Below are 23552 nucleotides of genomic sequence, written 5' to 3' on the forward strand. Positions count from 1 at the left end.
ACTCTTCTTGCTGTTAAGGGGCTGCTGCCGGCTAGTGCGTCAGCGCCGCCTGCGGCCTGAAGCTGCTCACGGCGCCCGCGCAGGCGAAACTCATCGCCATGCGCATGGGCCACTGCGGCCTCAGCCCGCCATCTGCGGGTGGCGGCTGGGCGTTGGCCTCACGCGGGCCATTCGAGCGACCTGCGGCGCTGCCGGTATCCGCAGGCGTGGTCGTTGGAACCTGGGTGACCCCGATCAGCTTGGCGCCCACCGTGCCGCGTGGTTTGGGCACGGGCATGGCAGACGCCTGACTGGCTGGCACGTACAGATCGGGTGACGTGCGACGCGGCACGACGGTCTGTGCCTGGATGGGCTCCTTGGGGGCGGCCAGGCGCTTCGGCGCCGGAGACACATCGTCGGGCTCGTATTTCACGAGGGGACCGTTGGCGAACTGGTTCGCAAGCAGTCGCTCCATGGCGCTGCCATCCTGGCGCGTCATGTTGGGCACATAGCGGCTGTACGTCCGAAACAGCATCTCGGTGCTGGTGTGTCCGAGCTGGCGCGCCACGAACTCCGGTGCTTCACCTGACGCCAACCAGAGCGTCGCCGCTGTGTGCCGCATCTGGTACGGCCGGCGCAGCTCATAACCCAGGTGGCGCAGCAACGGGTACCAGATGCGCTTGGTGAAATTCGTGTTGTCCAGCGGCTCACCGAGCAGGTTGCAGAACACGTAGTCGGAGTTGCCGAATGTGATCTCGCGCTGGCGCAGCAGCGCCTCGAACACCGGCTGGCTCATCTTGATGTCGCGCTGGCTGCCATCGGTCTTGGTGTAGTCGTCCTCACCGAGCACGTGGGTCTCGCGCACCAGGATCAGGCGGCTTTCGAAGTCGATGTATTTCCACTTCAGACCGTTGACCTCGCCCGTGCGCATGCCAGTAAGAAAGCGCACCTGCAGGTAGTCGCGGTAGTCGGCGCGCACGGTGGCCAGGATGATCTGGACCTCGGCGAGCGAGAACGGCTGCACGTCGCTCTTGCGCACGCGCAGGCGCTTCACGTTCAACGCGGGCGACGTAAAGTCGAATCGGTCGGCGGCTTCCTCCAGGATCTGCTTGAGCGTGCCCATGATTTCATTGATGCGCTTGGCTGAGAGACCAGCCTTGCCTGCGCGACCTGGTTCTTTGGCGAGAGCGGCGCGAAAGGCAAGAACATCGGACTTGGTGATACTGCTGACCACCTTTTCTGCGAAGGTGGGGTACAGCCGACCTTCGATCGTGGACAGCAGCGAGCGGATGTGGCTGCGGCGCCATTCGATGCTGTGCTCTTGCAGCCATTGATCGGTGAAGGTCTTGAAGGTGGGGCCTACGGGCACATCGTTGACCTCAGTGACTGGCTCAGCATCCACGGATTGACGCTCGGTCAGGCGAGCCGCATTCGCGCTGCCGGGAAAGAACTCCCCGTAGACAAAGGTGCCCTTCTTGATTGCAGCCAACAAGCGGTCGACCACGGCCTGAACCATCTTGCGATTTCGCGGGGTGTCGTCGAGCGCGGTTTGCTCGCGGCAGCGGACGCCCTTGTACGTGAAGTCGATGACGAGCTTGCCCGTCTCTTTGCGAGCGACCACCTTAGCCATGGACCATCGCTCCGTTGGCCATCGGGATCGCGGACATCCCGACTGGGGTGTCAAGCGACGGTGTGCGCATGTCGCGCTCGATCGCCTCCCACAGGAACAGGATCTTTCGGCCACCGAACGGCCGAAAGTAGTGGGTACCCTCGATGAGCACGCTGTCCTTCAGCCGCTCCCGAATGGTCCGGGCGTCGTACTTGATGCGCTGGGACAGCTCATCTGTGGTGAGGTAAGTGGGCTGAGCCAAGAGTCTCTCCTGTAAGATGGAACGATCAAGTGATAGAAATATTCATCACTTGCCACATATCTTACGCGACTCTGCTCGTTTTGCAAGTCGTTTGATAAAAATTTTTATCGCTTGACGCCAAAACGCATCATGATCAGGTTCAAGCTCGGCGAGATGATCGAGAAAAAGCAGTTCGCTGACGGCCGCCGGATCAGCATCAGCGAGATCGCGACCGCAACGGGACTCAACAGGATGACCCTGTCGAAGATCCTCAACCAGAAGGGATACGGGACAGGTACCGAGACGATCGATCGGCTCTGCAGCTACTTCGACTGCAAAGTCGAGGACCTCATGGAGCACTTGCCTGATGAAGGTGAGGCTCCCGCCGAATCACATACCTGACCCTCCCAGCCAGCAATCCCTTTCCGGCCGAGTTCGGCGTTCAGTCAGTCAATGAACAACCGACGCGCTCGCTCGCGTCCGGCTTCTTCATCCACATGCAGTTTGCAAGTTTCTAACCCGTGCTGTGCGGACGCGATGTCGTCGGCGTGGGAAGCACTCGATTGCAGCGATTGCCGCCGCAGGTACTGGCTGTCCGAGTTACACCTCGCGGACGCTTAGGAGACACTCATGACCAGAGTGGACGCGTGAGCCTGCGTTGGCGTCAGTGAGACCAGCAGCAGGCCAATGATGTGTTCCACGGACACGCTATGGCCAGAGTCAGTCTGGCAGAACATGCAGCGCATGTGCCGAACTCTTCAGGCCTTTCGGGGAAGCACATGTCGGATGAAAGATTCCACATCGCCGCCTTGCAGCAACGTGAAAGGAACGGCAAGGGCGGCAGCGACGAGCCTTGAATGGCGCAACTCCGCATCTTGAAGGTCCGCGATCTCGCGATGGGCCGGTGCCGCCCCGTCTCTCTGCCGAATTCTGACCGCAATCGCACTTGCATCGTCCACGAGGCAAACGACCCGATCAATCTCGAGCGACCTGAACACGTCGACGGACACTGGCTGAATGTCGCCGAGTCCATCGCGCATCGCAAAGTGGCCATCCAGCAGGATAGGTGTGGTCCCCGCCTCCTGCCTCAAGGTGCGGAACCCGCGAATGAGCAGTCTCTGGTTGCCGTCCACATCGGCGACGAGCTTTCCTGCCGAAGCAATTGCTTGTGCGCGCTCTCTGCGAATAATCTCGCTGGCTGCGAAATGAAGACACCCAGCAAGCTGAGCGACCTGACCACAGCAGGTGCTCTTGCCGACCCCATGCACCCCACCGACAAAGATGACCGTCACCGTGCGGCCTCCAATAAGGCACGCACCTTCAACTTTTCGGTATCCGATAGGTAGCGAAATGACTGCGGCGGTCGAAAGGACGCGCCGAACACCTTCTTCGGGGGCAGGCCCGAGCCCAGTTTGATTCGTTTGCCTAGGCGGATCGCGACGCCAAGCTCCTTTCCTTCGAAATAATCGAACAGTGCCTGCCGTGTGATGCCACCCCCTTCGGCCGCCGCGACCCGCCAGAGCGCCGTCTTGGAGACTCGTACCACGCCGGCGACCTGCACTATGGCGGCCAGCCGCTGCTGCGGATGCGTGGCGTACACGACGAGTGTGTCGATCGCCCGCTTGGGCCATATCCGCCTAAATTCCAGGTTCTTCTCGCCCGACATGATCTTCTCGACGTAGACGGGATGGACCGAGATCAGCGCGACATCACCCTCAAAGGCGAAGGATGTCTTCGAACTTGTCATGGGAAATCTTTGTAATGCTCTGCGGGTGGCTGCCGAGGATTCGGCGTGACAGCAGTTCTTGGAGAGGTAATGCGCGCGACAGATGTCGCACGAAGCGGAACAAAATCACCCTTGTAGGCTTGCTTGCCATTTTCTGGATCTCAGGGAGGGAATAGACCGTACGCCGCTTTACGCGGGCGACGATCGCCTCGGCATCTGCCAGCGTCTCGTAGGTTTCGACGACTCCGATGCTGGTCAAGGCATGCTCATCCACAGATCGGTAGAAAAGCAAGACGTCGCCGGGGTTCATTGCCTTTGTCGGTGCTCTGCACAAGTAGGCCATTTTGATGGCGTTCCCGGCATAGTTGTCTTGCTGGAAAAGTTGTTGCTGCCGGGTCGATGATCCGTCGAAATCCGGGAACAGGATGTCGTGGTACTCGGGCCGGATAGGGACGACATATGTTGAAACGCACGGATCGCGGCTGAAGTGCGGGAAATACGAACGGAGGTATTCGAAGGGTGAAACCGTGATCACAGGTGGGTCCACCGGATGGCGCTTTAGGTAAACCGCGTCGCGGCGTACGCCTGCGGGATGGTCGCCGACATGCTCGAAACCGAAGTCGGCGAGCATCTCAAAGAGGAAGTAGTGACGCTCCTCGTCACCGTGGATGAAGATGTTCTGCAGGCGATTCGCGCTCGCGTACTTGAAGGCGGCTTTCAGGAAGAGTTCACCGACCTTGCGGCCTTGACAGGCCGGGTCCACCTTGAAAGTCGAGAGCTTGAGCGCCGCTCCCTCAAGCGAGACGCCCTCCGCAATCCGTTCGTGATCCTGGCGCTGAAAGATGCAGATCCCTCCCAGCCGGTCACGTGCTTCCCAGTGCACCCATGCGCGACAGCCCTCCTCCGACTTACGCCGGAACCATCCATCGAACTCGTAGCTGTCACGAAGACTGTCGAAGAACGAGGACGCCAGCAGAGGTGTCAGCTGGTAGAGCGGGACCTCCTCGATGTTCGGTAGCCTGACACCGACCGTCTCGTGCAGCCGCAGCAGCAGGTCCTCGGCCGTCTGGATGGTGAAGACGCGGTCGAGAAGCCCTCTGGTCTTCGCCTTGTCGTGGATCTGTCGGTCCTCGGTGACGAGGGCGGACGCTGCGTGCACCGAAAGCGCGTAGAGGATTTCGTTGTCGGCGGCGTCGTTGCGCTTGGTGTCCGGCGTGTTCCATGGACACACCGGTCGGTGTTCCAGCTTCGTGTACTGCCGAAGCCGCTGCAGAGTTTGCGCGCGGCGGGCCTCGTCCTTGTCTTCCTCGATGTCGTCGATGGACGCCGGGTGGTAGACCAACACATGTTTGTTCGCCGTGGCCAACCTGACGAAGTTGGCCAGACTGTCTCGCAGCGGGATGGACGAGTCCTCAAGGGGGATCAAGACATTGGTATCAAGCAGAAAATGCATGCGTCAGACAATCTGCAGTGAGGATCCCGATCACCCGGCAAGCTTCTCGTCTGTCGCGGGCTACATCAATGCGGCCGAACCTGCCCCGACGCAGCGAAGCCATTTCTCGATGTCCAAATTCTTCAGACTTTCAACATCGAGCACACCGACGGACAGCAGCGCCGGGTACTTATCACTAGTCAGCCGTACCGGAATCTTTGTGAGAGACGGTGCGACTTAAGGAGATCCAAAAACACGGTTTGCACGGTGCTCAGCGCTGTGTGCCTCAGATTAATTCCGGCAGTCTAGCCGTAGCATCGTCGTACGCAAGCGCGTCGACATCAAAGGCCGATATTCGAATGACTAAAAGTTGCGTAGGTCACACATTCAACGCGCTAACTCCGCCGGCCGCTCCCATTCTGGAACCGACTCGAAACCCATCCCTGGCGTACAACGATCGTGATTCACGACCTCAATGCAACTGCGATGCAGCCACGTGCAAATCTTGACCCCGACGCTTGCCTGGGCCTGAAGCAGGGGATCTGAGCCCCCTGGCTTCTGAAGTCAGCTGAGGTGCTTGCCCAGCAGTCCGGTCATCTCGAACATGGTCACCTCATCCTTGCCAAAGACGGCCTTGAGCTTGGTGTCGGCCAGGATGTTGCGCTTGTTCTTCGGGTTCTGCAGATTGTTGGACTTGATGTAGTCCCACACGAGCTTCACGATCTCGGTGCGAGGCACGGCGTTGGGGCCGATCACCGCGGCGAGTTCAGCGCTGGGCTTGAGAGCGCGGTTGAAAGCAGTTTCCTTCTTGGCAGTGGTCATCTCAGTGTCTTTTGGTGAACGGGATTTTTAGGATTGGACTGCCTGATAGCAGTACACGAATACGGCCCTCGAAGTCAGCTGGCCTCGATCACCTTCCACGCTTCGCGTTTGCCCAAGTTCATGGCCACAAAGTAGCGCTCAAGCATTGAGGTGCGCGGGGTGACCTGACCGGATTCCCATTTCCATAAGCTGAGGGAAGAGATGCCGAGCAGTTGCGCCATCTGCGCCTGACTCATCCCAAGCGCCTGGCGCTTCGCCTTCAGCCGATCAGCATTGAAAACCGGCTTGCGCCCTGGACGTCCCGCAGCCTTTTGCTCAACAGGTGCGGGCGCGGCGCGCTTTACTGCCTTCTGCGCAAGGCGCAGCTGCGCGCCGAGTTCTTTGATCGTCCGCTTCAACGAGGCAATTTCAGACCGGTGAGCAGTGACGGTCTTGCGAAGCCCGGAAATGTCTTCACGGACCTCCTTGCGAGCGATGCGGGAGATCTCTTGCTTGAGGGTTTGGGCGAGGTTAGGCATTCGCTGATGGTACTTCCCGCCGATGTATCTGGGCGTGCCGGCAAGTTTGTTCGGTGATTGAGGCACTTTCGAACTTCACTTGCTTTGGATGTGCCCCTAGGTTTCCTCCGCGAGTTGAGGACTTGCTTCAACCATTTGAACGGAGGACGACGAGCACAGAAGAAAGAGCTCCCGCGGGAGCCCTTCGCACATGGCCGCCTTTCAGATTACAGCGCGGCGTCCTTCACCTTCTTGAAGAAGCGCGCCTTGACTTTCACCGATGCAGGCTTGGCCGCGAACATGCGCTCGACCTTGGTGAAAGGATCAATGCCCTTGCGGGCCTTCTTGGCCGGCACCTGCAACGCGGTGATCTTGAGCACGCCAGGCCAAGTAAAAGCGCCAGCGCCCTTCTTGGACAGAGAGGCGTGGATCGTGGCCTCGAGCGAACCCAGCACGGCCTTGACGGTCTTGGCGTCGGTGCCAGCGGCCTGCACCAGGTGGTTGACCAGACTGGTCTTGTTGAACGTTTCCTTGATCGGCTTCATCGCGCCAGTGCCCTTCGGCGCAGCCTTCACCGCTGCCTTGGGGGCGGCCTTCACGGCTTTGGATTTGACCGCGGTCTTCTTGGCGGCGGCCTTCGGCGCCGCCTTCTTTGCAGTTGCCATGTTTCGAGATCTCCAGTTTTCGTTGACAAGCGCCGCGCGTGCCGCGCGGCGCTTGGAGTCTACCGGTCAACGCGCCCGCAATGACATACAGATCAACGACGGGCCGCTGCAGACTGAGGCTGTGTGAAAACTCGATGCGGTGAGCATCACTCCACAACTCGACCTCTCAGATGGGTCCAGGATGCGTTTTCTCGCATGGGCCAAGGGGTGAAGGACCCCAAAAAACACGGCTCGACGGAGTTTTCACACAGCCTCGACTGGCGGCGGACAGTTAGTTTGCGCCGCCCGACCGGCTATTGACGGTCATCGGGGCCCTTCCTCAAACAATCGGCGCAGCTTGTTGCAGGCAGCGCCGATGTCGGGTCTGCCGTCCGCGCCCTTCTTGTAGGTGACAGTCGTCACGCCCGCCATGTCGCTGGGCAACTTCACCTTGTCTTCGCGCGGCTCCATCAGGATGGCGCGGTGCCGTCCCAACATACCCATCGCCAGTGCCAGCTCAAAGATGACGTTGTCACGTGGCGCCGGCCACTTGTCGTCCCTGACCTCCACGATGTCGTCACCCTGCGCGATGGCGATGACGAAGTCGCTGTCCGCCAGCTTGCGCTCCAGGTCGTCCAGCGTGTAGAAGGTGGCGCGGAAGATGTCCGTCCAGATGTCGACAAAAAGCTTGTCGTGGTCGAACTCCTCCTTGACGGCCCTGGCCACTGGCAGCGCCTCGACGGATGAGACGATGAGGACCCGCACCTTGTCATTGGTGCCAGCGACCAGAGAGTTGCGCTGCTTCAGGCGGCGTGACAGCTCACGAGCGATGGCGCGGTAGACCCCCGCGTGACGGCTGGCGATTTGCGCGAAGCTCGCCTCAGAGATTTTGGCCACCACGCCGTCCGCCTCGGCCCGAATGGTCGCGGCCCGAACCTGAGATGGCTCGATGGCCGCCATCTCACCGATGTGGTCGTTTACGACACGCTTATTTAGTACGCGCCCGTTCACGATGACGGAGAATTCACCAGCGACGATAAAGTAGATGTCAGTGTCGTCGCCCTCCTGTTCGATGAGGATCTGGCCGGCACTCGTCGGCATGAACTCGGTGACGGCTTCCAGCTCGCCTGCTAGGTCTTCCTTGCCACCAACCAGCTTCTGGGCCAGCAGCGCATCCAGCCTGAGGCGCTTACCTTCTTCACCAAGGTACTTGTCAATCAAAGCCATCTGATCGTTCCTCGAATCTGTCAGCCCGCCCGCAGCGGGCATTCGTCCACCGTTGCGCAACAATGGGCGCGCCTGTAGGCGGCCCATAGCTGCTCTTCCGCCAGCAGCGACGTGGCAAGCTCGTACGCATCCAGGGCGTCGTCGCCGCAGTTGCGCAGCCGGAATTGGTGCTGCACGCTGCCGGCTGCGTTGTTCGTCGGCTCATAGCCACTTCGCGCCCTCTCGTCGCCATGCCATCCACGTTCCCGAGAGCCGCTCGAACGGCGTCTTGGGCGCAAGAACCTCCCCGCCCTCTTCGCGCGCCACGCGCGCCTGCACAACATGCGCGCCGCGGCGGAACGCGTGCCCCGTGGCCTCGATCTCGCCACCTCGGCCAAGCTTCACGACAAGCAGGACGAGGAAGTTGGCCGGCTGGCCTCGCTCTTCGATCAGCCCCTGCATTTGCCGCAAGTCGGTGCCGCTGGGCAGCGCCGGGAAGCTCGGGTGCGAGTGCCATTCGCCGAGGTAGTTGAAGCGCGTGTAGTCGTTGCCGGTGCGCGCGAGGAAGCGTCGCATGAACCTGCGGTGGGCGCCCGGATCGCGAACAAAGTGGGCCACACCGCCGCCTGAGCGCTGCACCGAGAGGTCCGCGACCAGAAAGCGGCCGCCGCCGAGATCCTCGCCCGCGAGTACGCCGCCGATCTCGCGGTCACCCGCGCGCCGCAGCTCCCGGCGCAACTTTACGGCCACGTTAGCCGGCAGCACGACCTCGATCACGTGGACTCCTTCGGAAGCAGCGCCGTCAAGGCCTCCACCGCCCGCTCCACCTCGGCCTCGCTCGGCGGCTCCGCCCTACGGGCCGATGGCGCGCCCAGGTCGACGGGCCAGACATCGAATGCGCCGGTGAAGATCCACTCCTTTCGCAACCCGATCATGTAGGCAGAGCTCTCGAACGACGACTCGGGCGCGGCCAACAGTGCGTCGATCGCGAGTCTGGCCAGGCTCGCCGCGATCTGCGCCACGTCGGCGTCGTCGGCGACCATGGGCTCCCCGTCGGCTCCCTCGGCGCCGTAGTCAACCGTCGCCTTGGGCGGCTTCGGAAAATGAGGATTGGCGCACCAGGCGTGAATGGACGCTCGCGCGTCGAGCGGAGTGGGGTCAAGGCCTGGGCGCGAGCGCGCCACCATGCCGCCGTAGCCGCCCCCGAACACGCGCCCCCAGATCATCGGCCGCTCGCTCTCGGCCGCGACGCCGGCAGCGTAGTTGAAGGCGGCGTCGCTGCCGCTGGCGTCCACGATCAAGTCGCACTTGGCGAGCGCCGCGAGCGCGCCGTGCAGCGACCCGCTGCTCTCTTGCCCTCCTAAGCTCAGCCTGCGCGAGTCGATCGTCGCCCCCGGCCGCAACAGCTTCAGCCGCTCGGCGAGCGCGTCGACCTTGTGAGCGCCGACCGCGAGCCAGTCGAGCTCATGGCGGGGGATGTTCTCGGCGCCGAGCACGTCGTCGTCGATCAGCAGGAACTTGGTCACACCGGCGCGCGCGAGGCTCGCGGCCACCTTGCTGCCCATGGAGCCCGCGCCGAGCACGCCCACGAGCTTCTCGCCGAACGCCTCGCGGCCAGGAGCGGCCCTCTGCCCAGGGTTGGGCGGCACGATCGCGTATTCAATCACGGCGTCGTCCTTCGGATCGACGTGGAACGCCCGCACGCCCGTGGGGAGCGAAAGCACCAGCGTCTCCGAGGACTCGAAGGCGAGATCTGCGCGGAATAGGAGCGAACGCAGCGCCCGCGCGCCGCGCGCCGCGGCGACCGCGACTTGCCCGAGCCGCGCGTCGCCGGAGGGCAAGGCGATCACGTGGCCAGTCTCGAACTCGTATCGGCCGATCGGCTCCGGGAGGGTGGGGTCGCGCCACTCGGCGCCACCAGGCTGGGTGATTTTCACGACGAACAGCACGAAGTTGCGGCCGGTGACCAGCATCCGCGCCGTCATGGCGCGCGGCTCGCTGGCCGCCGCGACCGCGGCCGCCAGCGCCTCGGTCTCGACAAGCCGCATGGGTTCCGAGCGGAGGCGCTGTCCTAAGCTGACGCGATGCGCGGAGGGCACAACGCGCGAGGCGTCGGGGCCGCCGGTCGCGCCTGCTTCGGTCGACAGCAACCGGTGGGCGCTGCGCAGCACGTCGGCGCCGGTCACGTGCTCCTGCCAGTTATCCGAGCGGTGCTCGAGGCACAGCTCGCCGCCAGGGCCGTATTGATGGATGCTCCAGCGCTCGCCGCCCTCGCGCGGCCGCACGGACGGCGGCGCGAACGGGAAGATATCGGGATACGCGAGCGTGACCGGACGCCGGACTTCCGCGACCACGATGTCGGCGTCCACGAACAACCCCCGGTCGAGCCGCCACCTGATGTTCTCGATCCACGGCTCGGCGGCGAGCTCGCCAATGGCGTCCCGCTCGTGGTTGTATCGGCCGACGCGCGTGATGAACCACATCAGGCGAATCCCGCCGGCGTCTTCGAGGGCGAGGCGGCGCGCGCCGGGAACGAGAAGCCGGCCGCCGCCGCAGTAGCCGGGCGCAGCAGCCCCCTGGCGCGGCTCGCCTCGGCCTTCTTGGCCTCCTCGGCCTTGGCCAGCACCGCGAGGGCGGCGTCGTAATCGAAGCCAGAGCGGCGCCGCGAGGTTCCGAAGTGGTCGCGGAACGCGGCCGGCGCGGCCTTCGCCAGCGCCTCGCCCATCGCGGTCTGCTGCCCGTCGCAGCGGCGCTGCTCCTCCTCGGAGCGCAGGACCGCCCGGCCGACCACGCAGCGCAGCATCTCGCCCTTCATGCCCAGGCGCGTGATGGCCTGGGTGCCGTAGTCGCAGCCCACGGCCAGGCCCATGCTGCCGACGTCCACGCCCGCGCCATCGAGCCGCTCGAGGGCCAGCTTGAAGCTGCTGCGCAGGGCGGCGGCGCACAGCAGCGCGTTCTTCGCGCTGTCCTCGGCGTCGGTGGTGGCCGCCGTCCCCTCGACCAGCACTCCATGCACGCAGTCGCCGATGAAGCGGATCTTGCGGCCAGCGAAGTCGGCGTGGAGCGTCGCGTCGAGCTCCGCGCGCAGCACATGCAGAGCCCTGACGACGTCCTTGGCCGGCTCGTCGTCGTCGATACGCTCGTCGACGTAGCTGGTAAAACCGTCGATGTCGGCGTAGATCGACACGCTATCCTGGCGCCGCGAGTTCTTCGGCGTGAGCAGCTCGAGGTCCAGCGTGGCGAACGGCGGCGTGTGCGCGGAGAACTCGAAGGCCCCGATGGGGAGCTTCTCGAGGTCCTCCTCCCAGGTCTTGACCACTGAGTCCACCGTGATGCCCAGCTTCGCCTGGTCCTTTGACTGCTCGATCTCCTCGGTGGTCAGCGGGATCGTGTCGACGTTGGACACCTCGGACCAGCCCACCGCGGAGCGCGCGTTGTTGGTCATGAAGATCCCCGCTTTGGTGCCGCCTCCGGCGCGCTTGGCCGCGAGGTTCGCGGCGCAGCCCAGGAACAGCGGCTCGCGGTGCCCGCGGCGCCCGTTGTTGACGGCCAGCGCCTCGCCCGAGTCGATGCCGACGCGGACCTTCGCTGCCGGCAGCGGATCGTCTCCGCCCTCACCGGTGCGCGCCAGCACGTCGATCACGAGCTGCGCGGTAGCCACCGCGCGATGGATGCGCTTGGCCTCGTCGTCGTAGGGCTTGGCGAACACCGCGTGGAGCCGCTGGTTGTGGAAGTCGACCTCGATCGCGTCGACGTCCACCAGGATGTTGCGCGCGGCGCGGAAATGCAGGTTCAGGAAGCGCAAGGTCCGCTTGTGGACCGTAACCCCCTCGAAGTTGGTGGTGCCGAGCATCTCGTCGAGGTTCAGGATGTCGACGTAGACGTGCACCCCGTCCACGCGGTAGGCCACGCCGTTGGCGAGCCCATTGAGGTCGGTGTCGCGGCCGTAGTCGCGGATCTCCACCGTCTTCACTTCCGCCAACCGCGCGTCGATGCGGTCCTGGGCAGTCTGCTTGTTCCACGTGCGCTTCGCCATATTTCGCTTTCCTTGCCGTTGCCGGCGAAACACTAAATATGGGGCCCGTTAGGCACCGAGGCCCAATATGTAGCGCCCATCTTAATTAGACCTGTGCTTTTGTCCAGTGCATACCGTTTCCGTCAACCCTTGGGCGGGGACGGGTCGTGGCCGTGGCTGTCCTTCGACTGGATTTGCCCGTCGCGGCCGTGGATCACCAGTTCCGTGCCCTGGTTCTGGGTGATCTCGCGGGCGCGGTCGACCGCGTCCTGCTTGCGGTCGAAGTGGCCAGTGTCGCGCTTGGCGCCGGCTCCCCGGATCGCCCATCCATCGTCGCGCGGGACGACGTGCTGATTGCGTTTGCTCATGGTCTGAGTCCCTGTTAGCGCAGCGAGATTGCTGCTGGTAATGTGTGCGGTGACTCGGCGATTCGCGGACATCGCCGGGCGGATGTCCGCGATCGCGAAAACGACCGCACACGTCCATGGCGACCCTTGGAGGCGTAGTGACAAGCAAAAGACCCCCAGACGAAATGGCGACCGTCGACGAGCTGATCGAGGCGCTCAGACGGCTGACCGTGGACGAGAGGCTCCGGCTTTACCGCCAGGGCGACGTCATGGCGCTTGGCAGCGAGTTCGCGAGCGGCCGGGAGCTGTTCAGCGAGGCCGTCAAGCGCGCCCTGATAGGCACCTCGGGCGAGCGAGAGGACGGGGAGCGGGGCCGGCCATGGCCGAAGACGGTCGACCTCGTGGCCTTCCTGATGGAGTGCATGAGGAGCATCGCCAATGGCTCGCAGAACTCCGTCAAGCAGAAAGTGGACCGCCGCGCCGAGGCGCTGGCCACGGAGGACGGCGTGGACAACCCCCACCTCTCCGAGCCGGAGCGCCACCACCCCAGCGTCGAGGAGGAGCTGATCGAACGCCAGGAGCGGGAAGCGCGCCAGGCGGCGGCCGAAGCTGACGTGGCCGCGATCCGCGGACTCTTCGCACAAGGGGATGTAGTCCACGAAATCATGGACGGCGAGGAGATTGGCATGACTCCCGACGAGATCCGGCAGGCCACCGGAATGACCGCCACCGCTTACGCCAGCGGCCGCAAGAAGCTGCGCCGCACCGTCGACAAACACTACCCGGGCGGGAGGAAGGCATGACTACTGACGCGCGCAAAACGCTGAGTGCCATCCAGGCGCTGATCAGCAAAGACTTGGTGGAGACGTCGGCCGAGCAGATCCGCGCCGAGTTCGTCGAGGACGGCCTCAATCCCGACCGCGTGGCCCGGGAGATGGCCGAGGCGATCGACGCCGCGGTCTCCGAATTTCAACGAAGCAGGGTGGCCGCGACCAAGGCTGTGAAGAAGGCCACCAAGGTGCCAGTCCCGACGAGCAGGCCCGCTTTGGAACGCATAAAAGAGCTGGTGCAAAGCGCGTTTCAGAGAGAGCCAAACCTCGCCACAGCATTCAGAAACGGATCCAAGCAGTCGGAGAACGACTGGAATTCAACGTATGACGATCTTGTTTTGCTTGGGAAGATAGATCCAAATCAACATGATTGACGTCGCTTCCTTGTCACCGGCGGAAAAGCTTCTTTGGGATCACGGCTTTCGCAAACCCGAGCACATAGATCTTGAGGGAGTCGCCCTTTCAAGAGGGGCGACCGTCATCTATCGACGCCTTGATGGCTGCGCCGCCAGGCTTCTCACCGACGGCGACAAGGCGGTGATCAGCATCGCGGCGAACGACAATCCGGGCCGTCAACGCTTCTCGCTCGGGCATGAGTTGGCGCACTGGATCAACGACGCCCAACGTGCGTCGTTCAATTGCTCCAGCGATTCGATCGGGCCGCAAAACACCGAGGCGCTGTCGGTCGAGGCAAGCGCGAACGTGTATGCGAGCCAGCTCATATTGCCCGACTACATGGTGACTCCGTGGCTCGAAGGCAGGAAGATGACGCTCAACGTCGCCGCGGAGCTGGCCGACGCATTCAACGCAAGCGTCACCGCTTCGGCGATCAAGATGGCCAAGAGGTCGACCGCGCCCGTGTGCGTGGCGTGCCACGAGATGCGGGGCAGACGCTGGTTCATGCGCAGCAAGTCTTGGCCCTTCGACCTGTATCCGGTCAGTCAGCTCAACCACAACACGGCCGCCTTCGACATCGCATTCAAGGCCACCAATCGCATGTCGACGCCCAAGAAAGAGCAAGGCGACTGGTGGCTCACCGGTCCGGACGTTTGGCGCATGCAAGTCGAGACGCAATCGATGCGGCTTCCGGACGGATCGGCTCTGACCACAATTGCGCTTAGCACTTCTTGCCGTTGAGGTGTGTCTTGTAATGGCGGGGACAGAGGGCGCTGACCAGTCGCTCCAGGACGACTTTCGCTTTCGACCCGTTGTCGTCGATCGCGCTTCCACAGGTCATGGTGGCTCAATGGCCGCCTTGGATTAGAAACCGTGACCTTGGCGTTCACCGGCGACCGACTGCAACCGCTGCAGCGCCGCCGGCCAATGCCTAGAAGTCTGTTCAAGACTGGCTGCGGTCGATCACCTGTCCTACCCGCATGATTTTCTCCCTATTCAGATAGCGATTCGAAAATCTTTCGTGCATGAGATGAACCTTGGCGCATGGCGCAGGTAGTCTTTGCTCATCACGCGCCAGCCACCTTCTTCCCCCTCTCTTCCAGCATCTTCGGCATCAACTCTCGTGCTTTTTTGCATTGGTCGGCGCTAAGCTTCCCCTTCGCGACAGCCGCAGCCGCTCCCGCCTCGAGCGCAGCATTCAGTTCGACCGCGGCCACGCCCGTGGCTAAACTCAGTCGCCCCATGTAGTCGGCAGACATTTTCTTTAGTTTCGCTCGCTCGCTGGGCGCCGACTCCCAGCACTGCCTCACCACATCGCGAACCCCACCTTCGCTCTTTGCGAGGGCCAGGGCGTCACTCTTGACGTCAGCCGCTGCGACGGAACCGGCCACCAGCGGAAGCCACACCCACAAGATCTTGCTCATTGCAGACTCTCAGAAGCTGATGCCCAAGGCGTTGCCGAGGTCGCGGATGGCATTGCCTCCCGCTTGCAAAACGCCCCCCGCAGCGTTGCCAAGGCCACTCGCCAGATTGCCCACTGCATTGCCCAGCCCTTCGACAAATTGGCCTGCCGCTCCCAGCGCCTGCTCGGCGAAAGCTACCTGTGCCTTCAACACGTCCAAGTTGAAGTTCGCCACCTGGCCAAGCACAGTCGAGTCGCCGACATCGATACCTACCGCGGCTAGTGCTTTTCGAATCTCGTTGTTCTTGCCGAAGCACGGCTCCTCGCCGAACTTCTTGCCTTGACACTTGCCGAACTCGCGGATCGACAGCTGGCCGCCCGTGCAGGCGGCGAAGCTTAGGAAATCCGGCGACTGTGCCGCGCACTGCATCGCGATCTGCTGCTCCGCCGTAAGTTGGCCCTCGGTCATACAGGCCAGCGTGCCCATGCCATCACCGCCTGACTGGATCGCGCAATTCGCGAGCTTTCCTGCATCGCCCCCGCCTTGGATGTGCAGATTCTTCTGCAAGGCGCAGCCAGCGAAGCCGCTCGGCGACGCTGCACACGCCACCAATTGCTTGACGTCGTTCGACGCGGAGCTCCCCTCGACGAGGCAAATCCCAGCGCGGTTGTATTGGTTAGGGTACTTCTCCCAGCATGCGGCTGCATTGCCGATATCCCCACCCGCCGACTTCGCGAGGCAGGCCATCACCTGGTCCTTCGATGACTTTGCCAAGCAGGGCAGATTGTCGCGAACGCCCGGCGGCAGCTGCGTGCTCACACCACACAACGCGATCGCGTTCGGGTCCTTCGCGCCGTTCTTAGCCATGCATTCGGCGAGCTGGCGAGCCGGGCCGTCGGGCAGCGCCGCAGTCGCACATTGCATTGCTCCGCCCGCTCCTGCCTTTCCTTTGGCGACGGCTTGCGCACATTCCAGCGATTGCCGGTCTTTGTCGTTCAAGCCGATCTTGGACAGACACACGGCCGCGTCTGCCGCTGGAAGCTTGGCGCAGGCCTGTCCGGCAGCCTTGTACTTGTCGACGTCCGCCGTAGCTTGGCCAGCGAGCCGGGGCAGCTGTGAACTCAGGAGTTCGGCGCCATCGCCTGGTGCAAGCCGCATTAGCACCGCAGCATTGCCGGTGCTTGCAAGCTGGGGCATGCAATTGCCGCCACCTAGGCACGCCGCCAAGTCCTTCTTGTCCAAGGTGTAGCCAGCGCATGCAGCGATCTTCTCGGGCAACTGCTGTCCCTTGAAGCGGACGCACTCGGTGAGACGGGTGCGCGCCACTTCGTCCTGAAGCAGCTTGAAAGGCGGCGAACCGGCTGCGGCTTCCGGCAGGAAAGGAACACTCAGCAACGGGCTGGCGATCACGTCCGTGAGCCGCACTGCAGTGTCCTTCTTCAGCGCAGCCACGCGTGGCACGATGTAATCGTACTGGAGCTTGCGCTTACGCAATTCCACCACACCGCGTTCGAACGAGGCTTGCGCATGTTCGGCGCTGCGGGGAGCAGGCCAAAACTGCTTCTTAAATGCATACAGCTCCTGCGGCGCAGGGATGGCGGTCAGTGACCCGCCAGGCCCGATCTCGAGGTACTCGTTCTCCCGACGCAATCCCGCCGTGAGGTACCACTCGTACACCTTGGCGAATCGCTCGCCTTTCGGGAGGGCGCGCCGGCCAAGGTAGCCCCCGGCGTCGCACGCCCGCGGTCCCCTTGCCAGACAAATGTAAGGAACGATCGCCAGCCGCGCCTCAGCAGCAACGTTGGCCGGCAAGCCGCACTTCCGCACCTCGGCCATGAACTTCGTGCGAGCAGCATCGAAAACCTCTCCCACCTGCTTGGCGCGCGCAGCTCGGGTACTGTTGAAGCTTTCCGCATTCACCGCCAGTCCGGCGACCGCGAGGTCCTGGACAATGGTTGTATTCGGCTTTACCTTGACGTCTAACGATTCCCAGAACTCACGCGCACTAACCACGGCCACGACCGAACGCGGCAGGCAGGCCGCGAGACGGTCGTGCACCGTCAGCGGAACTGCATCCGGGCCGGTCGCAACCAAGACCAGCTTCATGTGAACTGGCGTGCCCTTCGTCGGATCGGAGCCGACGTACGCAGTAGCTATGCCACCTTCGCCCCACACTCTCATCGCCTGCGCGGGTGCTGCGGCCGCGATCGTCAGCAGCCCTGCCCCAAGCGCACTCCGCACTGCCCGCCTCATGACGTGTTTCATGCGTCGTCCCCTCCGCTTGAAAAATCATCCTAAGGGAGTCCGGCTTTCTTGTGAATACTGGGGAACGCGCGCAGCAGCGCAGCCGCCTCAGGGGTTTCGCAAGTGTCCAGCCGGCCAGGACAATAGATCGAGGCCGGTGGCGCGGCCGGCACCGCTGATGGATTGACGGGTAAACACTAAGGGACCGTTTTTGGGCACCTGAGCGAGGGACGACAAGGGGGTCGAAACCGTCAGTCTAGGTAATGAGGAAGCGGTCAGTAGCGCTACGCCAGTAGGGTCGCGGAAGCCCTATGAATGCAGTACCCGCAACAGCCGCCTCTCAGGCCAGCGCCTGTCGCTGTGCCAAACAGCCGCTTCGTGGTTATCAGCTGCGTACGCCTGGCAACACCCATCGGCAGCAATCGCTGCGAATCCGAAGTCCTGGCGTCGCGGTTGGCTCAAGACTGGGTGCGGTCGGACGAGCTACCGTTCTGAACGTCGCATCCGCGTCACGTTGCAGTCATTCGATTGCCGGACTTCCATGCCTGTCGCATGTGACCCATGAAGCCATGGCAGACTGCCGCAATCGGCCAGAAGCAGTCGGTCGCTCGCGCTGCAGAATGGCGCCCGGAAGCTGACATTCATCGCCCCTGGCCACGCCAGAATCATGGAGGAGAGGTGCCCGCAGATGAGCGTTCCTGAATCTATTCACGAACTCACAGTGCTCTTTGAGCGGCTTGGAGCACGAGACCCAGAGTCCTGGGCTCGCTCACAAATCCACGAACGCATCCCACAACTACATCGCTACTTGTTCCTTCGCCAGTGCTGGCAGCACGTGGTTGGGGAAGACAGCACCGGCTGGGTCGACTATCACATCGAGCAAGCGGAACAGGACCCTCGGGGTTCTTTCGCAGGCATGGGAGCAGCGTTGAAGCGTGCAGTCGCCGCCGGGGTGGCGCGTGAGGACCTTTCGCAGATTGCGCGCGGCGTCCAAGTCGAATTGCTGAGCCAGCTCTGCTACATGCTCGAAGACAACGGACTGTCGGAGCCTGAGTTGAAGGGCGTCGGCTGGGGACTTTTCCAGACGGACGAGGAAGGGAACCCGCAGGCGCCAATCTATTCGCTTCACGAGTCTGTGCTTGACCTCGACCCTACCGGTAGAGAGATGCGCCCCAAGGCGGCGTCTTAAATCGGCGACCGGCTACAGGCGGCCAGTAGCGGACCTTCGCCAAACTCCACCCAATGAACGTCCATCGCTCAGTTTCGTACCGCGCTCAGCGCATCACCGGGCCAACTGCAGTTTTGGTCTCTCTCCGGTTTGGGAAGGCTCCCTTGTCAGGGCCACATGTGATTCGTCTGTTGAGTGAGGGTGAAGACCCAGCCGTTCGTTTCGATTTGATGGCGCATCGAGAGGAGGTCCTCGCGGGTGTTGGGCGAGCGAACGCTGAGTTCAACGGTGTATTGGAGATCGAGGCCATTGAGGTGGTCCCAGGCGACAACCCAGGGCGCGGCGATGCAGAACAGCTCGCATACGAGGTGGCCGCCGCAGTTTTGCGAGGTGCGGTCTAGCCGCGCGTTCGGCCAGAAGCAGACATCCATGTACGACGAACGAACTTTGTTGAAGATCGGTGCACTGGAGCCGCTCAGCGCGACAAGCGAAGATGAATGTCATGAAGCAGTCGCACGCTTTTGCTCTGCAATTGACTCCCATTCCGATCTTCGGTCATTGGTCGATATGGGTTCGTACGATAGCTTCGTGTCCGTCTTTGTGTACTCGCCGGCAGAGGCCGTTCGACGAAACTCTGAAAACGGAGAGGTGCGGGTGAACTACGAAGGGCAACTTCTCTTTTTTCACAAACTTGCGCCTGTTGTCGCTCTGGGGAAAGGTGGTTGGGGTGAGTCGCTTCGACCGGATGGGACTTGGAGTTCGCGGGGCTATGACCAGCTTGACATCGAGAACCTAGTCACGCTCGAGCAAGTGCTGCCAGATCTGCGACGCAGTCGAATTGCAACTGCTTTGGAGAAGACAACCTTTGCGCTTCTTTCTCCTGCGTACCTCATGCAGCCAGCCCCCAGCGATTTCGAACCGGACGAACGCAGTATTGGCGAACCTCCATGGGATCGACTATTCCACGTCTACTTTCAGTTTTGCGACTAGGTATGTTTGCTTTGGGCCCAGCTCGGCCTTAGCTAGCATGACGGTCATCGGCCACAAGGAGACATCTCCGATGACCATTGAACTGCCGCCTGCTTATCGGGCTTACGTCGCCGCAAGCGGCCTGTTTGAGGGCATCGTGGCCACTGCCAAGGGGGACCATGACATCATCCTTTGGGGCGCCGATGAGGTGGCTAGTGGCAACAGGGAACTAGAGGTTGAGCTGTACGCCCCAGGCTTTGTAGCTTTCGCAGGCAATGGCGGTGGAGAAGTGTTTGCCTTCGACAAAGATGGCGCAGTATTCATGCTGCCCACGATTGGTATGGAACCTGACGCCGCGATCCAAGTCGCGAGCGACTTTCTTACGCTTGCGAAAGGGTTTAAGCGAGAAGCTGCACTTGGCGAGTGACCGCTTCGGAGAAGACTGAGCGGCGGCTCAGGGCCCAAAGCGGCTGGTGAGGGACCCAAATCCAGCAGGAGAGGCCCGGGCAACGACCCCGGAGGCTGCCATTCGCTAAAGCGCCGCCCAGGCCTCATTGGAGTTGGTCAACCGCGTGACGCGAGACAATACTACCGATGGAACCCACCGATGCCGATGCCCGCCTCACCGATCTCGAGATCAAGGCGAGCTTCGCTGAAGACCTGCTGGACACGCTCAACGAGATCGTCGCGCGCCAGCAGGCCCAGATCGACCGCCTCACCACTGAGCTCTCCACGCTGCGCAACCAGATGCCCACGGCTGACGGCGCCCCCATCTTTCGCAGTCTGCGCGACGAACTGCCGCCGCACTATTGAGCAAGCCCGGGCGCCCGCAAATACCGCATTTGATGGCGAGCCGCGGGCGCTCTCGGCCGTTCAATCAAGTTAGTCGTCATTGCACATGCTGAACGACCGCTTGATGTCAGAGTTCGGTCGCGGCTGAAGCAGCCGCCTCTGACAGCTCTCGCTGCAGAAGAGTCGCTCGTGATCGGCTTCGATAAGTCAGTGGACAGGGCGAGAACCTCGCCAAATCGCCCAAAGGTCGCAACGGCTTGTCGGGGAGTTTGTGACGGCACAGACCTCGTCACAAACCTCGACACAAACAAAAAGGCCCTCGTTTCCGAGGGCCTTGATGACAAGCAAGTGCTTGATTTTGTTGGTTGCGGAGGCAAGATTTGAACTTGCGACCTTTGGGTTATGAGCCCAACGAGCTACCAGGCTGCTCCACTCCGCGTCAAGCCAAAAATTATATCACGCTTTATCGGCTTCACCGGCTTCAGCAGCCGGTTCGGCGCGATCGACGAGCTCGACCAGGGCCATGGGCGCGTTGTCGCCCACGCGGAAGCCCATCTTCAGGATGCGGGTGTAGCCGCCCGGACGCGCCTTGAAGCGCGGACCCAGTTCGTTGAAGAGCTTGACCACCACGTCGCGGTCGCGCAGGCGATCGAAGGCCAGGCGGCGATTCGCCACCGTGGGCTCCTTGGCCAGGGTGATCATGGGCTCGACGACGCGGCGCAGTTCCTTGGCCTTGGGGACCGTGGTCTTGATGACTTCGTGCGTGAGCAGCGAATTCATCATGTTGCGCAGCATCGCCTGGCGGTGCTCGCTGGTGCGGTTGAGTTTGCGAAGTCCGTGTCCGTGACGCATGGTGTTTCCTTTCCGTCTTTTGCCGCCGGCCGTGTCAGGTACCGGCGGTTCGTCATGGTCTGGCCGTGAGGCTCAGGGGTTGGGGATCTATCAGTGCTTGTCGAGGCCCGCGGGCGGCCAGTTCTCGAGCTTCATGCCCAGCGTGAGACCACGCGAGGCGAGCACTTCCTTGATTTCGTTGAGCGACTTGCGACCCAGGTTCGGGGTCTTGAGCAGTTCGTTCTCGGTGCGCTGGATCAGGTCACCGATGTAGTAGATGTTCTCGGCCTTGAGGCAGTTGGCCGAACGCACGGTGAGTTCGAGCTCGTCGACCGGGCGCAGCAGGATCGGGTCGAACTGCTGCGAGCTGCGCTGCTGGGGCGCTTCGCTGAACAGTTCGGCGCCTTCGAGTTGCGCGAACACGGCGAGTTGCTCGACGAGGATCTTGGCCGAGGCACGCACGGCTTCTTCGGGGCCGATGGAACCGTTGGTCTCGATCTCGAGCACCAGTTTGTCGAGATCGGTGCGCTGTTCAACGCGCGCGCTTTCGACGGTGTAGCTCACGCGCTTGACCGGCGAGAACGAAGCATCGAGCACGATGCGGCCGATCGAGCGGGCAGCGTCGTCGCCGCGGCGCAGGGTACCCGGCACGTAGCCACGGCCCTTTTCGACCTTGATCTGCATGTCGAGTTTGGCACCGGCCGACAGCGTCGCGATGACGTGACCGGGGTTGACGATCTCGACGTCGTGCGGCGTCTGGATGTCGGCAGCGGTCACGACGCCTTCGCCGTCCTTGCGCAGGCTCAGCGTGACTTCGTCGCGGTTGTGGAGTTTGAACACCACGCCCTTGAGGTTCAGCAGCAGGTTGACGACGTCTTCCTGGACGCCATCGATGGAGGAGTACTCGTGCACGACGCCCGCGATCGTCACTTCGGTCGGCGCGTGGCCCACCATGGACGACAGCAGCACGCGGCGCAGCGCGTTGCCCAGGGTGTGCCCATAGCCGCGCTCGAAGGGCTCGAGGGTGACCTTGGCGCGGTTGGCCGAGAGTTGCTCGACGTTGATGGACTTGGGCTTGAGCAGGTTGTTGAGCATTCAGACTTCCTTCAGGACCCTCGGCTCGTTACACCGATAAGGCAGACGGAGCATGGAATGGCCCGGCCAGCGCGGCGCGTGCCACGAGGGCCGGGGACGGGGATTAACGCGAATAGAGTTCGACGATGAGCGACTCGTTGATGTCCGAGCCGAATTCATCGCGGTCGGGGGTCTTCTTGAAGACGCCTTCGACCTTGTCGATCGACACTTCCACCCAGGCGGGGAAACCGATCTGCTTGGCCAGTTCGAGGGCCTCGATCACACGGGCCTGCTTCTTGGACTTCTCGCGCACGGCCACCACGTCGCCGGCTTTCACCAGGTACGAGGGGATGTTGACCGGCTGGCCGTTCACCGTGATCGCCTTGTGCGACACGATCTGGCGGGCTTCGGCGCGGGTCGAGGCGAAGCCCATGCGGAACACCACGTTGTCCAGGCGCGATTCCAGCAGGAACAGCAGGTTGGCGCCGGTGTTGCCACGGCGGCGATCGGCCTCGGCGAAGTAGCGGCGGAACTGGCGCTCGAGCACACCGTACGTGCGCTTGACCTTCTGCTTCTCGCGCAGCTGCACGCCGAAGTCGGAGGTGCGCTGACCCGAGGTGCGGCCGTGCTGGCCGGGCTTGGAGTCGAACTTGGCCTTGTCGCTGATGGAGCGGCGTGCGCTCTTGAGCAACAGGTCGCTGGCTTCGCGACGGGAAAGTTTGGCCTTGGGGCCGAGGTAACGTGCCACGTTGGTTTCCTTGTGTTGTCTGCCGCAACCGGCGTGTTGCGGGAGCCATCCGCGATGGCGGAGGCGGTGGGCTTAGCAAAAATGCCACCGCAGCGGAACTGCGGTGGCGCTCGAAAAACCCGGCATTCTACCGCCGAAGCGGAGAGCCGGTGATTCGGGGGTCAGATGCGGCGGCGCTTCTGGGGGCGGCAGCCGTTGTGCGGCACGGGCGTCACATCGGCAATCGACTTGATGCGGATACCCAGGGCGCCCAGGGCGCGCACCGACGACTCGCGGCCAGGACCGGGGCCCTTGATCTCGACGTCGAGTTCCTTGATGCCCTGTTCCATGGCGGCACGGCCAGCCACTTCCGAAGCCACCTGGGCGGCGAAGGGGGTCGATTTGCGCGAACCCTTGAAGCCCTGGCCACCGGAAGAAGCCCACGACAGTGCGTTGCCCTGACGGTCGGTGATGGTGATGATGGTGTTGTTGAACGACGCGTGCACGTGCGCGATGCCGTCCGCAATGTTCTTGCGAACCTTTTTGCGAACACGCGCAGCGGCGTTGTTGCTGGACTGCTGCTTGGCCATGGTTTTCCTT

General features: G+C 62.6%; 29 protein-coding genes and 1 tRNA gene. 8 read left to right on the forward strand and 22 right to left on the reverse strand.

All coding sequences use genetic code 11. The features are described from left to right. Positions 1 to 31: 31 nt before the first annotated feature. Positions 32 to 1609: a site-specific integrase gene (locus G9Q37_RS14105; protein ID WP_166228047.1), complete on the reverse strand. Its 1578-nt coding sequence runs from the start codon at positions 1607 to 1609 to the stop codon at positions 32 to 34. Next, positions 1602 to 1850 carry a hypothetical protein gene (locus G9Q37_RS14110; RefSeq protein ID WP_166228049.1) on the reverse strand — a complete coding sequence of 83 codons (249 nt, stop codon included), beginning with the start codon at positions 1848 to 1850 and terminating at the stop codon, positions 1602 to 1604. The genes G9Q37_RS14105 and G9Q37_RS14110 overlap by 8 nt, the downstream gene beginning before the upstream one ends. A 129-nt stretch (positions 1851 to 1979) precedes the next feature. Between G9Q37_RS14110 and G9Q37_RS14115 the strand changes: the two genes are divergently transcribed. Further along, positions 1980 to 2231, forward strand: a complete 252-nt coding sequence (locus G9Q37_RS14115) for a helix-turn-helix domain-containing protein (protein WP_166228051.1) — start codon at positions 1980 to 1982, stop codon at positions 2229 to 2231. A gap of 356 nt (positions 2232 to 2587) precedes the next feature. Here G9Q37_RS14115 and G9Q37_RS14120 read toward each other — a convergent pair whose 3' ends face one another. The 12 genes from G9Q37_RS14120 to G9Q37_RS14175 form a co-directional block, all read right to left on the reverse strand. After that, on the reverse strand, positions 2588 to 3121 hold the full coding sequence (locus G9Q37_RS14120) for an ATP-binding protein (protein ID WP_166228053.1): 534 nt from the start codon (positions 3119 to 3121) through the stop codon (positions 2588 to 2590). Continuing rightward, on the reverse strand, positions 3118 to 3576 hold the full coding sequence (locus tag G9Q37_RS14125; RefSeq protein WP_166228055.1) for an ASCH domain-containing protein: 459 nt from the start codon (positions 3574 to 3576) through the stop codon (positions 3118 to 3120). Before G9Q37_RS14125 ends, G9Q37_RS14120 begins: the two co-directional genes overlap by 4 nt. After that, positions 3545 to 5008 (reverse strand): GNAT family N-acetyltransferase, encoded by a 1464-nt coding sequence (locus tag G9Q37_RS14130; protein WP_166228057.1) that lies wholly within the window; start codon positions 5006 to 5008, stop codon positions 3545 to 3547. Before G9Q37_RS14130 ends, G9Q37_RS14125 begins: the two co-directional genes overlap by 32 nt. Before the next feature lie 543 nt (positions 5009 to 5551). Further along, complete coding sequence (locus tag G9Q37_RS14135; RefSeq protein WP_166228059.1) at positions 5552 to 5809, reverse strand: SWIB/MDM2 domain-containing protein; 258 nt, start codon at positions 5807 to 5809, stop codon at positions 5552 to 5554. Positions 5810 to 5883: 74 nt separating this feature from the next. Continuing rightward, entirely contained in the window at positions 5884 to 6327 is a 444-nt protein-coding gene (locus G9Q37_RS14140) for a helix-turn-helix domain-containing protein (protein ID WP_166228061.1), read from the reverse strand. Between the two features lie 206 nt (positions 6328 to 6533). Beyond that, the gene (locus G9Q37_RS14145) at positions 6534 to 6971 is read right to left on the reverse strand and encodes an HU family DNA-binding protein (protein ID WP_166228063.1); all 438 of its coding nucleotides are present in this window, start codon (positions 6969 to 6971) and stop codon (positions 6534 to 6536) included. A 303-nt stretch (positions 6972 to 7274) separates the two neighbouring features. Then, positions 7275 to 8177 (reverse strand): TIR domain-containing protein, encoded by a 903-nt coding sequence (locus G9Q37_RS14150; protein ID WP_240936395.1) that lies wholly within the window; start codon positions 8175 to 8177, stop codon positions 7275 to 7277. 20 nt (positions 8178 to 8197) lie between these two features. Further along, on the reverse strand, positions 8198 to 8353 hold the full coding sequence (locus G9Q37_RS14155) for an E2 domain-associated cysteine-rich protein (protein ID WP_166228065.1): 156 nt from the start codon (positions 8351 to 8353) through the stop codon (positions 8198 to 8200). A 25-nt stretch (positions 8354 to 8378) separates the two neighbouring features. Next, on the reverse strand, positions 8379 to 8933 hold the full coding sequence (locus tag G9Q37_RS14160) for a Mov34/MPN/PAD-1 family protein (protein WP_166228066.1): 555 nt from the start codon (positions 8931 to 8933) through the stop codon (positions 8379 to 8381). Then, on the reverse strand, positions 8930 to 10639 hold the full coding sequence (locus G9Q37_RS14165) for a ThiF family adenylyltransferase (protein WP_166228068.1): 1710 nt from the start codon (positions 10637 to 10639) through the stop codon (positions 8930 to 8932). The genes G9Q37_RS14160 and G9Q37_RS14165 overlap by 4 nt, the downstream gene beginning before the upstream one ends. Next, positions 10639 to 12192: a nucleotidyl cyclase domain-containing protein gene (locus tag G9Q37_RS14170; RefSeq protein WP_166228070.1), complete on the reverse strand. Its 1554-nt coding sequence runs from the start codon at positions 12190 to 12192 to the stop codon at positions 10639 to 10641. The genes G9Q37_RS14165 and G9Q37_RS14170 overlap by 1 nt, the downstream gene beginning before the upstream one ends. Before the next feature lie 122 nt (positions 12193 to 12314). Beyond that, positions 12315 to 12539: a DUF2188 domain-containing protein gene (locus tag G9Q37_RS14175; RefSeq protein ID WP_166228072.1), complete on the reverse strand. Its 225-nt coding sequence runs from the start codon at positions 12537 to 12539 to the stop codon at positions 12315 to 12317. A 164-nt stretch (positions 12540 to 12703) separates the two neighbouring features. Here G9Q37_RS14175 and G9Q37_RS14180 point away from each other — a divergent pair, with 164 nt between their 5' ends. From G9Q37_RS14180 to G9Q37_RS14190, 3 genes are read left to right on the forward strand one after another with little or no spacing between them, the layout of a single operon-like run. Continuing rightward, a complete protein-coding gene (locus G9Q37_RS14180) occupies positions 12704 to 13321 on the forward strand; it encodes a hypothetical protein (protein WP_166228074.1) in 618 nt (205 codons plus the stop codon). Next, positions 13318 to 13722: a hypothetical protein gene (locus G9Q37_RS14185; RefSeq protein ID WP_166228076.1), complete on the forward strand. Its 405-nt coding sequence runs from the start codon at positions 13318 to 13320 to the stop codon at positions 13720 to 13722. The genes G9Q37_RS14180 and G9Q37_RS14185 overlap by 4 nt, the downstream gene beginning before the upstream one ends. Beyond that, entirely contained in the window at positions 13715 to 14485 is a 771-nt protein-coding gene (locus G9Q37_RS14190) for an ImmA/IrrE family metallo-endopeptidase (protein WP_240936396.1), read from the forward strand. Before G9Q37_RS14185 ends, G9Q37_RS14190 begins: the two co-directional genes overlap by 8 nt. Positions 14486 to 14811: 326 nt before the next feature. Here the strand turns inward: G9Q37_RS14190 and G9Q37_RS14195 are convergent, their stop codons facing one another. Both G9Q37_RS14195 and G9Q37_RS14200 read right to left on the reverse strand, forming a co-directional pair. Beyond that, complete coding sequence (locus G9Q37_RS14195) at positions 14812 to 15168, reverse strand: hypothetical protein (RefSeq protein ID WP_166228078.1); 357 nt, start codon at positions 15166 to 15168, stop codon at positions 14812 to 14814. Positions 15169 to 15177: 9 nt separating this feature from the next. Beyond that, on the reverse strand, positions 15178 to 17412 hold the full coding sequence (locus G9Q37_RS14200; protein WP_166228080.1) for a hypothetical protein: 2235 nt from the start codon (positions 17410 to 17412) through the stop codon (positions 15178 to 15180). Between the two features lie 787 nt (positions 17413 to 18199). On the opposite strand from G9Q37_RS14200, the gene G9Q37_RS14205 reads away from it, so the two are divergent. Continuing rightward, positions 18200 to 18580 carry a hypothetical protein gene (locus G9Q37_RS14205; RefSeq protein ID WP_166228082.1) on the forward strand — a complete coding sequence of 127 codons (381 nt, stop codon included), beginning with the start codon at positions 18200 to 18202 and terminating at the stop codon, positions 18578 to 18580. Positions 18581 to 18726: 146 nt separating this feature from the next. Here the strand turns inward: G9Q37_RS14205 and G9Q37_RS14210 are convergent, their stop codons facing one another. Further along, entirely contained in the window at positions 18727 to 18990 is a 264-nt protein-coding gene (locus G9Q37_RS14210; RefSeq protein WP_166228084.1) for a DcrB/PsbP domain-containing protein, read from the reverse strand. On the opposite strand from G9Q37_RS14210, the gene G9Q37_RS14215 reads away from it, so the two are divergent. From G9Q37_RS14215 to G9Q37_RS14225, 3 genes are all read left to right on the forward strand, one after another. Next, entirely contained in the window at positions 18989 to 19549 is a 561-nt protein-coding gene (locus G9Q37_RS14215) for a hypothetical protein (RefSeq protein ID WP_166228086.1), read from the forward strand. The genes G9Q37_RS14210 and G9Q37_RS14215 overlap by 2 nt on opposite strands. A 70-nt stretch (positions 19550 to 19619) precedes the next feature. Further along, complete coding sequence (locus tag G9Q37_RS14220) at positions 19620 to 19955, forward strand: SMI1/KNR4 family protein (RefSeq protein ID WP_166228088.1); 336 nt, start codon at positions 19620 to 19622, stop codon at positions 19953 to 19955. 167 nt (positions 19956 to 20122) lie between these two features. After that, positions 20123 to 20341 carry a SlyX family protein gene (locus G9Q37_RS14225; protein ID WP_166228090.1) on the forward strand — a complete coding sequence of 73 codons (219 nt, stop codon included), beginning with the start codon at positions 20123 to 20125 and terminating at the stop codon, positions 20339 to 20341. A gap of 341 nt (positions 20342 to 20682) precedes the next feature. Here G9Q37_RS14225 and G9Q37_RS14230 read toward each other — a convergent pair. From G9Q37_RS14230 to rpsK, 5 genes are all read right to left on the reverse strand, one after another. Next, a tRNA-Met gene (locus G9Q37_RS14230) sits at positions 20683 to 20759 on the reverse strand. Positions 20760 to 20776: 17 nt separating this feature from the next. Continuing rightward, positions 20777 to 21172, reverse strand: coding sequence for a 50S ribosomal protein L17 (rplQ, locus tag G9Q37_RS14235; RefSeq protein WP_166228092.1), 396 nt, complete (start codon positions 21170 to 21172; stop codon positions 20777 to 20779). Positions 21173 to 21262: 90 nt separating this feature from the next. Then, the gene (locus G9Q37_RS14240; protein ID WP_166228095.1) at positions 21263 to 22246 is read right to left on the reverse strand and encodes a DNA-directed RNA polymerase subunit alpha; all 984 of its coding nucleotides are present in this window, start codon (positions 22244 to 22246) and stop codon (positions 21263 to 21265) included. Positions 22247 to 22349: 103 nt separating this feature from the next. After that, positions 22350 to 22973, reverse strand: a complete 624-nt coding sequence (gene rpsD, locus G9Q37_RS14245) for a 30S ribosomal protein S4 (RefSeq protein WP_166228097.1) — start codon at positions 22971 to 22973, stop codon at positions 22350 to 22352. A gap of 161 nt (positions 22974 to 23134) precedes the next feature. After that, positions 23135 to 23542, reverse strand: coding sequence for a 30S ribosomal protein S11 (gene rpsK / locus G9Q37_RS14250; RefSeq protein WP_166228099.1), 408 nt, complete (start codon positions 23540 to 23542; stop codon positions 23135 to 23137). Positions 23543 to 23552 lie beyond the last annotated feature (10 nt).

It is taken from the genome of Hydrogenophaga crocea (assembly GCF_011388215.1).
GTDB lineage: Bacteria > Pseudomonadota > Gammaproteobacteria > Burkholderiales > Burkholderiaceae_C > Hydrogenophaga > Hydrogenophaga crocea.

Excerpts from the sequence above, each read along its gene's own strand:
- G9Q37_RS14190 (WP_240936396.1), top strand. The coding sequence starts at position 13,715 with ATGATTGACGTCGCTTCCTTGTCACCGGCGGAAAAGCTTCTTTGGGAT.
- G9Q37_RS14135 (WP_166228059.1), bottom strand. The coding sequence starts at position 5,809 with ATGACCACTGCCAAGAAGGAAACTGCTTTCAACCGCGCTCTCAAGCCC.
- rpsK (WP_166228099.1), bottom strand. The coding sequence starts at position 23,542 with ATGGCCAAGCAGCAGTCCAGCAACAACGCCGCTGCGCGTGTTCGCAAA.
- G9Q37_RS14165 (WP_166228068.1), bottom strand. The coding sequence starts at position 10,639 with ATGTGGTTCATCACGCGCGTCGGCCGATACAACCACGAGCGGGACGCC.
- G9Q37_RS14225 (WP_166228090.1), top strand. The coding sequence starts at position 20,123 with ATGGAACCCACCGATGCCGATGCCCGCCTCACCGATCTCGAGATCAAG.
- G9Q37_RS14175 (WP_166228072.1), bottom strand. The coding sequence starts at position 12,539 with ATGAGCAAACGCAATCAGCACGTCGTCCCGCGCGACGATGGATGGGCG.
- G9Q37_RS14185 (WP_166228076.1), top strand. The coding sequence starts at position 13,318 with ATGACTACTGACGCGCGCAAAACGCTGAGTGCCATCCAGGCGCTGATC.
- G9Q37_RS14200 (WP_166228080.1), bottom strand. The coding sequence starts at position 17,412 with ATGAAACACGTCATGAGGCGGGCAGTGCGGAGTGCGCTTGGGGCAGGG.
- G9Q37_RS14220 (WP_166228088.1), top strand. The coding sequence starts at position 19,620 with ATGACCATTGAACTGCCGCCTGCTTATCGGGCTTACGTCGCCGCAAGC.
- G9Q37_RS14140 (WP_166228061.1), bottom strand. The coding sequence starts at position 6,327 with ATGCCTAACCTCGCCCAAACCCTCAAGCAAGAGATCTCCCGCATCGCT.
- G9Q37_RS14240 (WP_166228095.1), bottom strand. The coding sequence starts at position 22,246 with ATGCTCAACAACCTGCTCAAGCCCAAGTCCATCAACGTCGAGCAACTC.
- G9Q37_RS14215 (WP_166228086.1), top strand. The coding sequence starts at position 18,989 with ATGTACGACGAACGAACTTTGTTGAAGATCGGTGCACTGGAGCCGCTC.
- G9Q37_RS14115 (WP_166228051.1), top strand. The coding sequence starts at position 1,980 with ATGATCAGGTTCAAGCTCGGCGAGATGATCGAGAAAAAGCAGTTCGCT.
- G9Q37_RS14210 (WP_166228084.1), bottom strand. The coding sequence starts at position 18,990 with ATGGATGTCTGCTTCTGGCCGAACGCGCGGCTAGACCGCACCTCGCAA.
- G9Q37_RS14130 (WP_166228057.1), bottom strand. The coding sequence starts at position 5,008 with ATGCATTTTCTGCTTGATACCAATGTCTTGATCCCCCTTGAGGACTCG.
- G9Q37_RS14125 (WP_166228055.1), bottom strand. The coding sequence starts at position 3,576 with ATGACAAGTTCGAAGACATCCTTCGCCTTTGAGGGTGATGTCGCGCTG.
- G9Q37_RS14105 (WP_166228047.1), bottom strand. The coding sequence starts at position 1,609 with ATGGCTAAGGTGGTCGCTCGCAAAGAGACGGGCAAGCTCGTCATCGAC.
- G9Q37_RS14145 (WP_166228063.1), bottom strand. The coding sequence starts at position 6,971 with ATGGCAACTGCAAAGAAGGCGGCGCCGAAGGCCGCCGCCAAGAAGACC.
- G9Q37_RS14195 (WP_166228078.1), bottom strand. The coding sequence starts at position 15,168 with ATGAGCAAGATCTTGTGGGTGTGGCTTCCGCTGGTGGCCGGTTCCGTC.
- rplQ (WP_166228092.1), bottom strand. The coding sequence starts at position 21,172 with ATGCGTCACGGACACGGACTTCGCAAACTCAACCGCACCAGCGAGCAC.
- G9Q37_RS14180 (WP_166228074.1), top strand. The coding sequence starts at position 12,704 with ATGGCGACCGTCGACGAGCTGATCGAGGCGCTCAGACGGCTGACCGTG.
- G9Q37_RS14150 (WP_240936395.1), bottom strand. The coding sequence starts at position 8,177 with ATGGCTTTGATTGACAAGTACCTTGGTGAAGAAGGTAAGCGCCTCAGG.
- G9Q37_RS14170 (WP_166228070.1), bottom strand. The coding sequence starts at position 12,192 with ATGGCGAAGCGCACGTGGAACAAGCAGACTGCCCAGGACCGCATCGAC.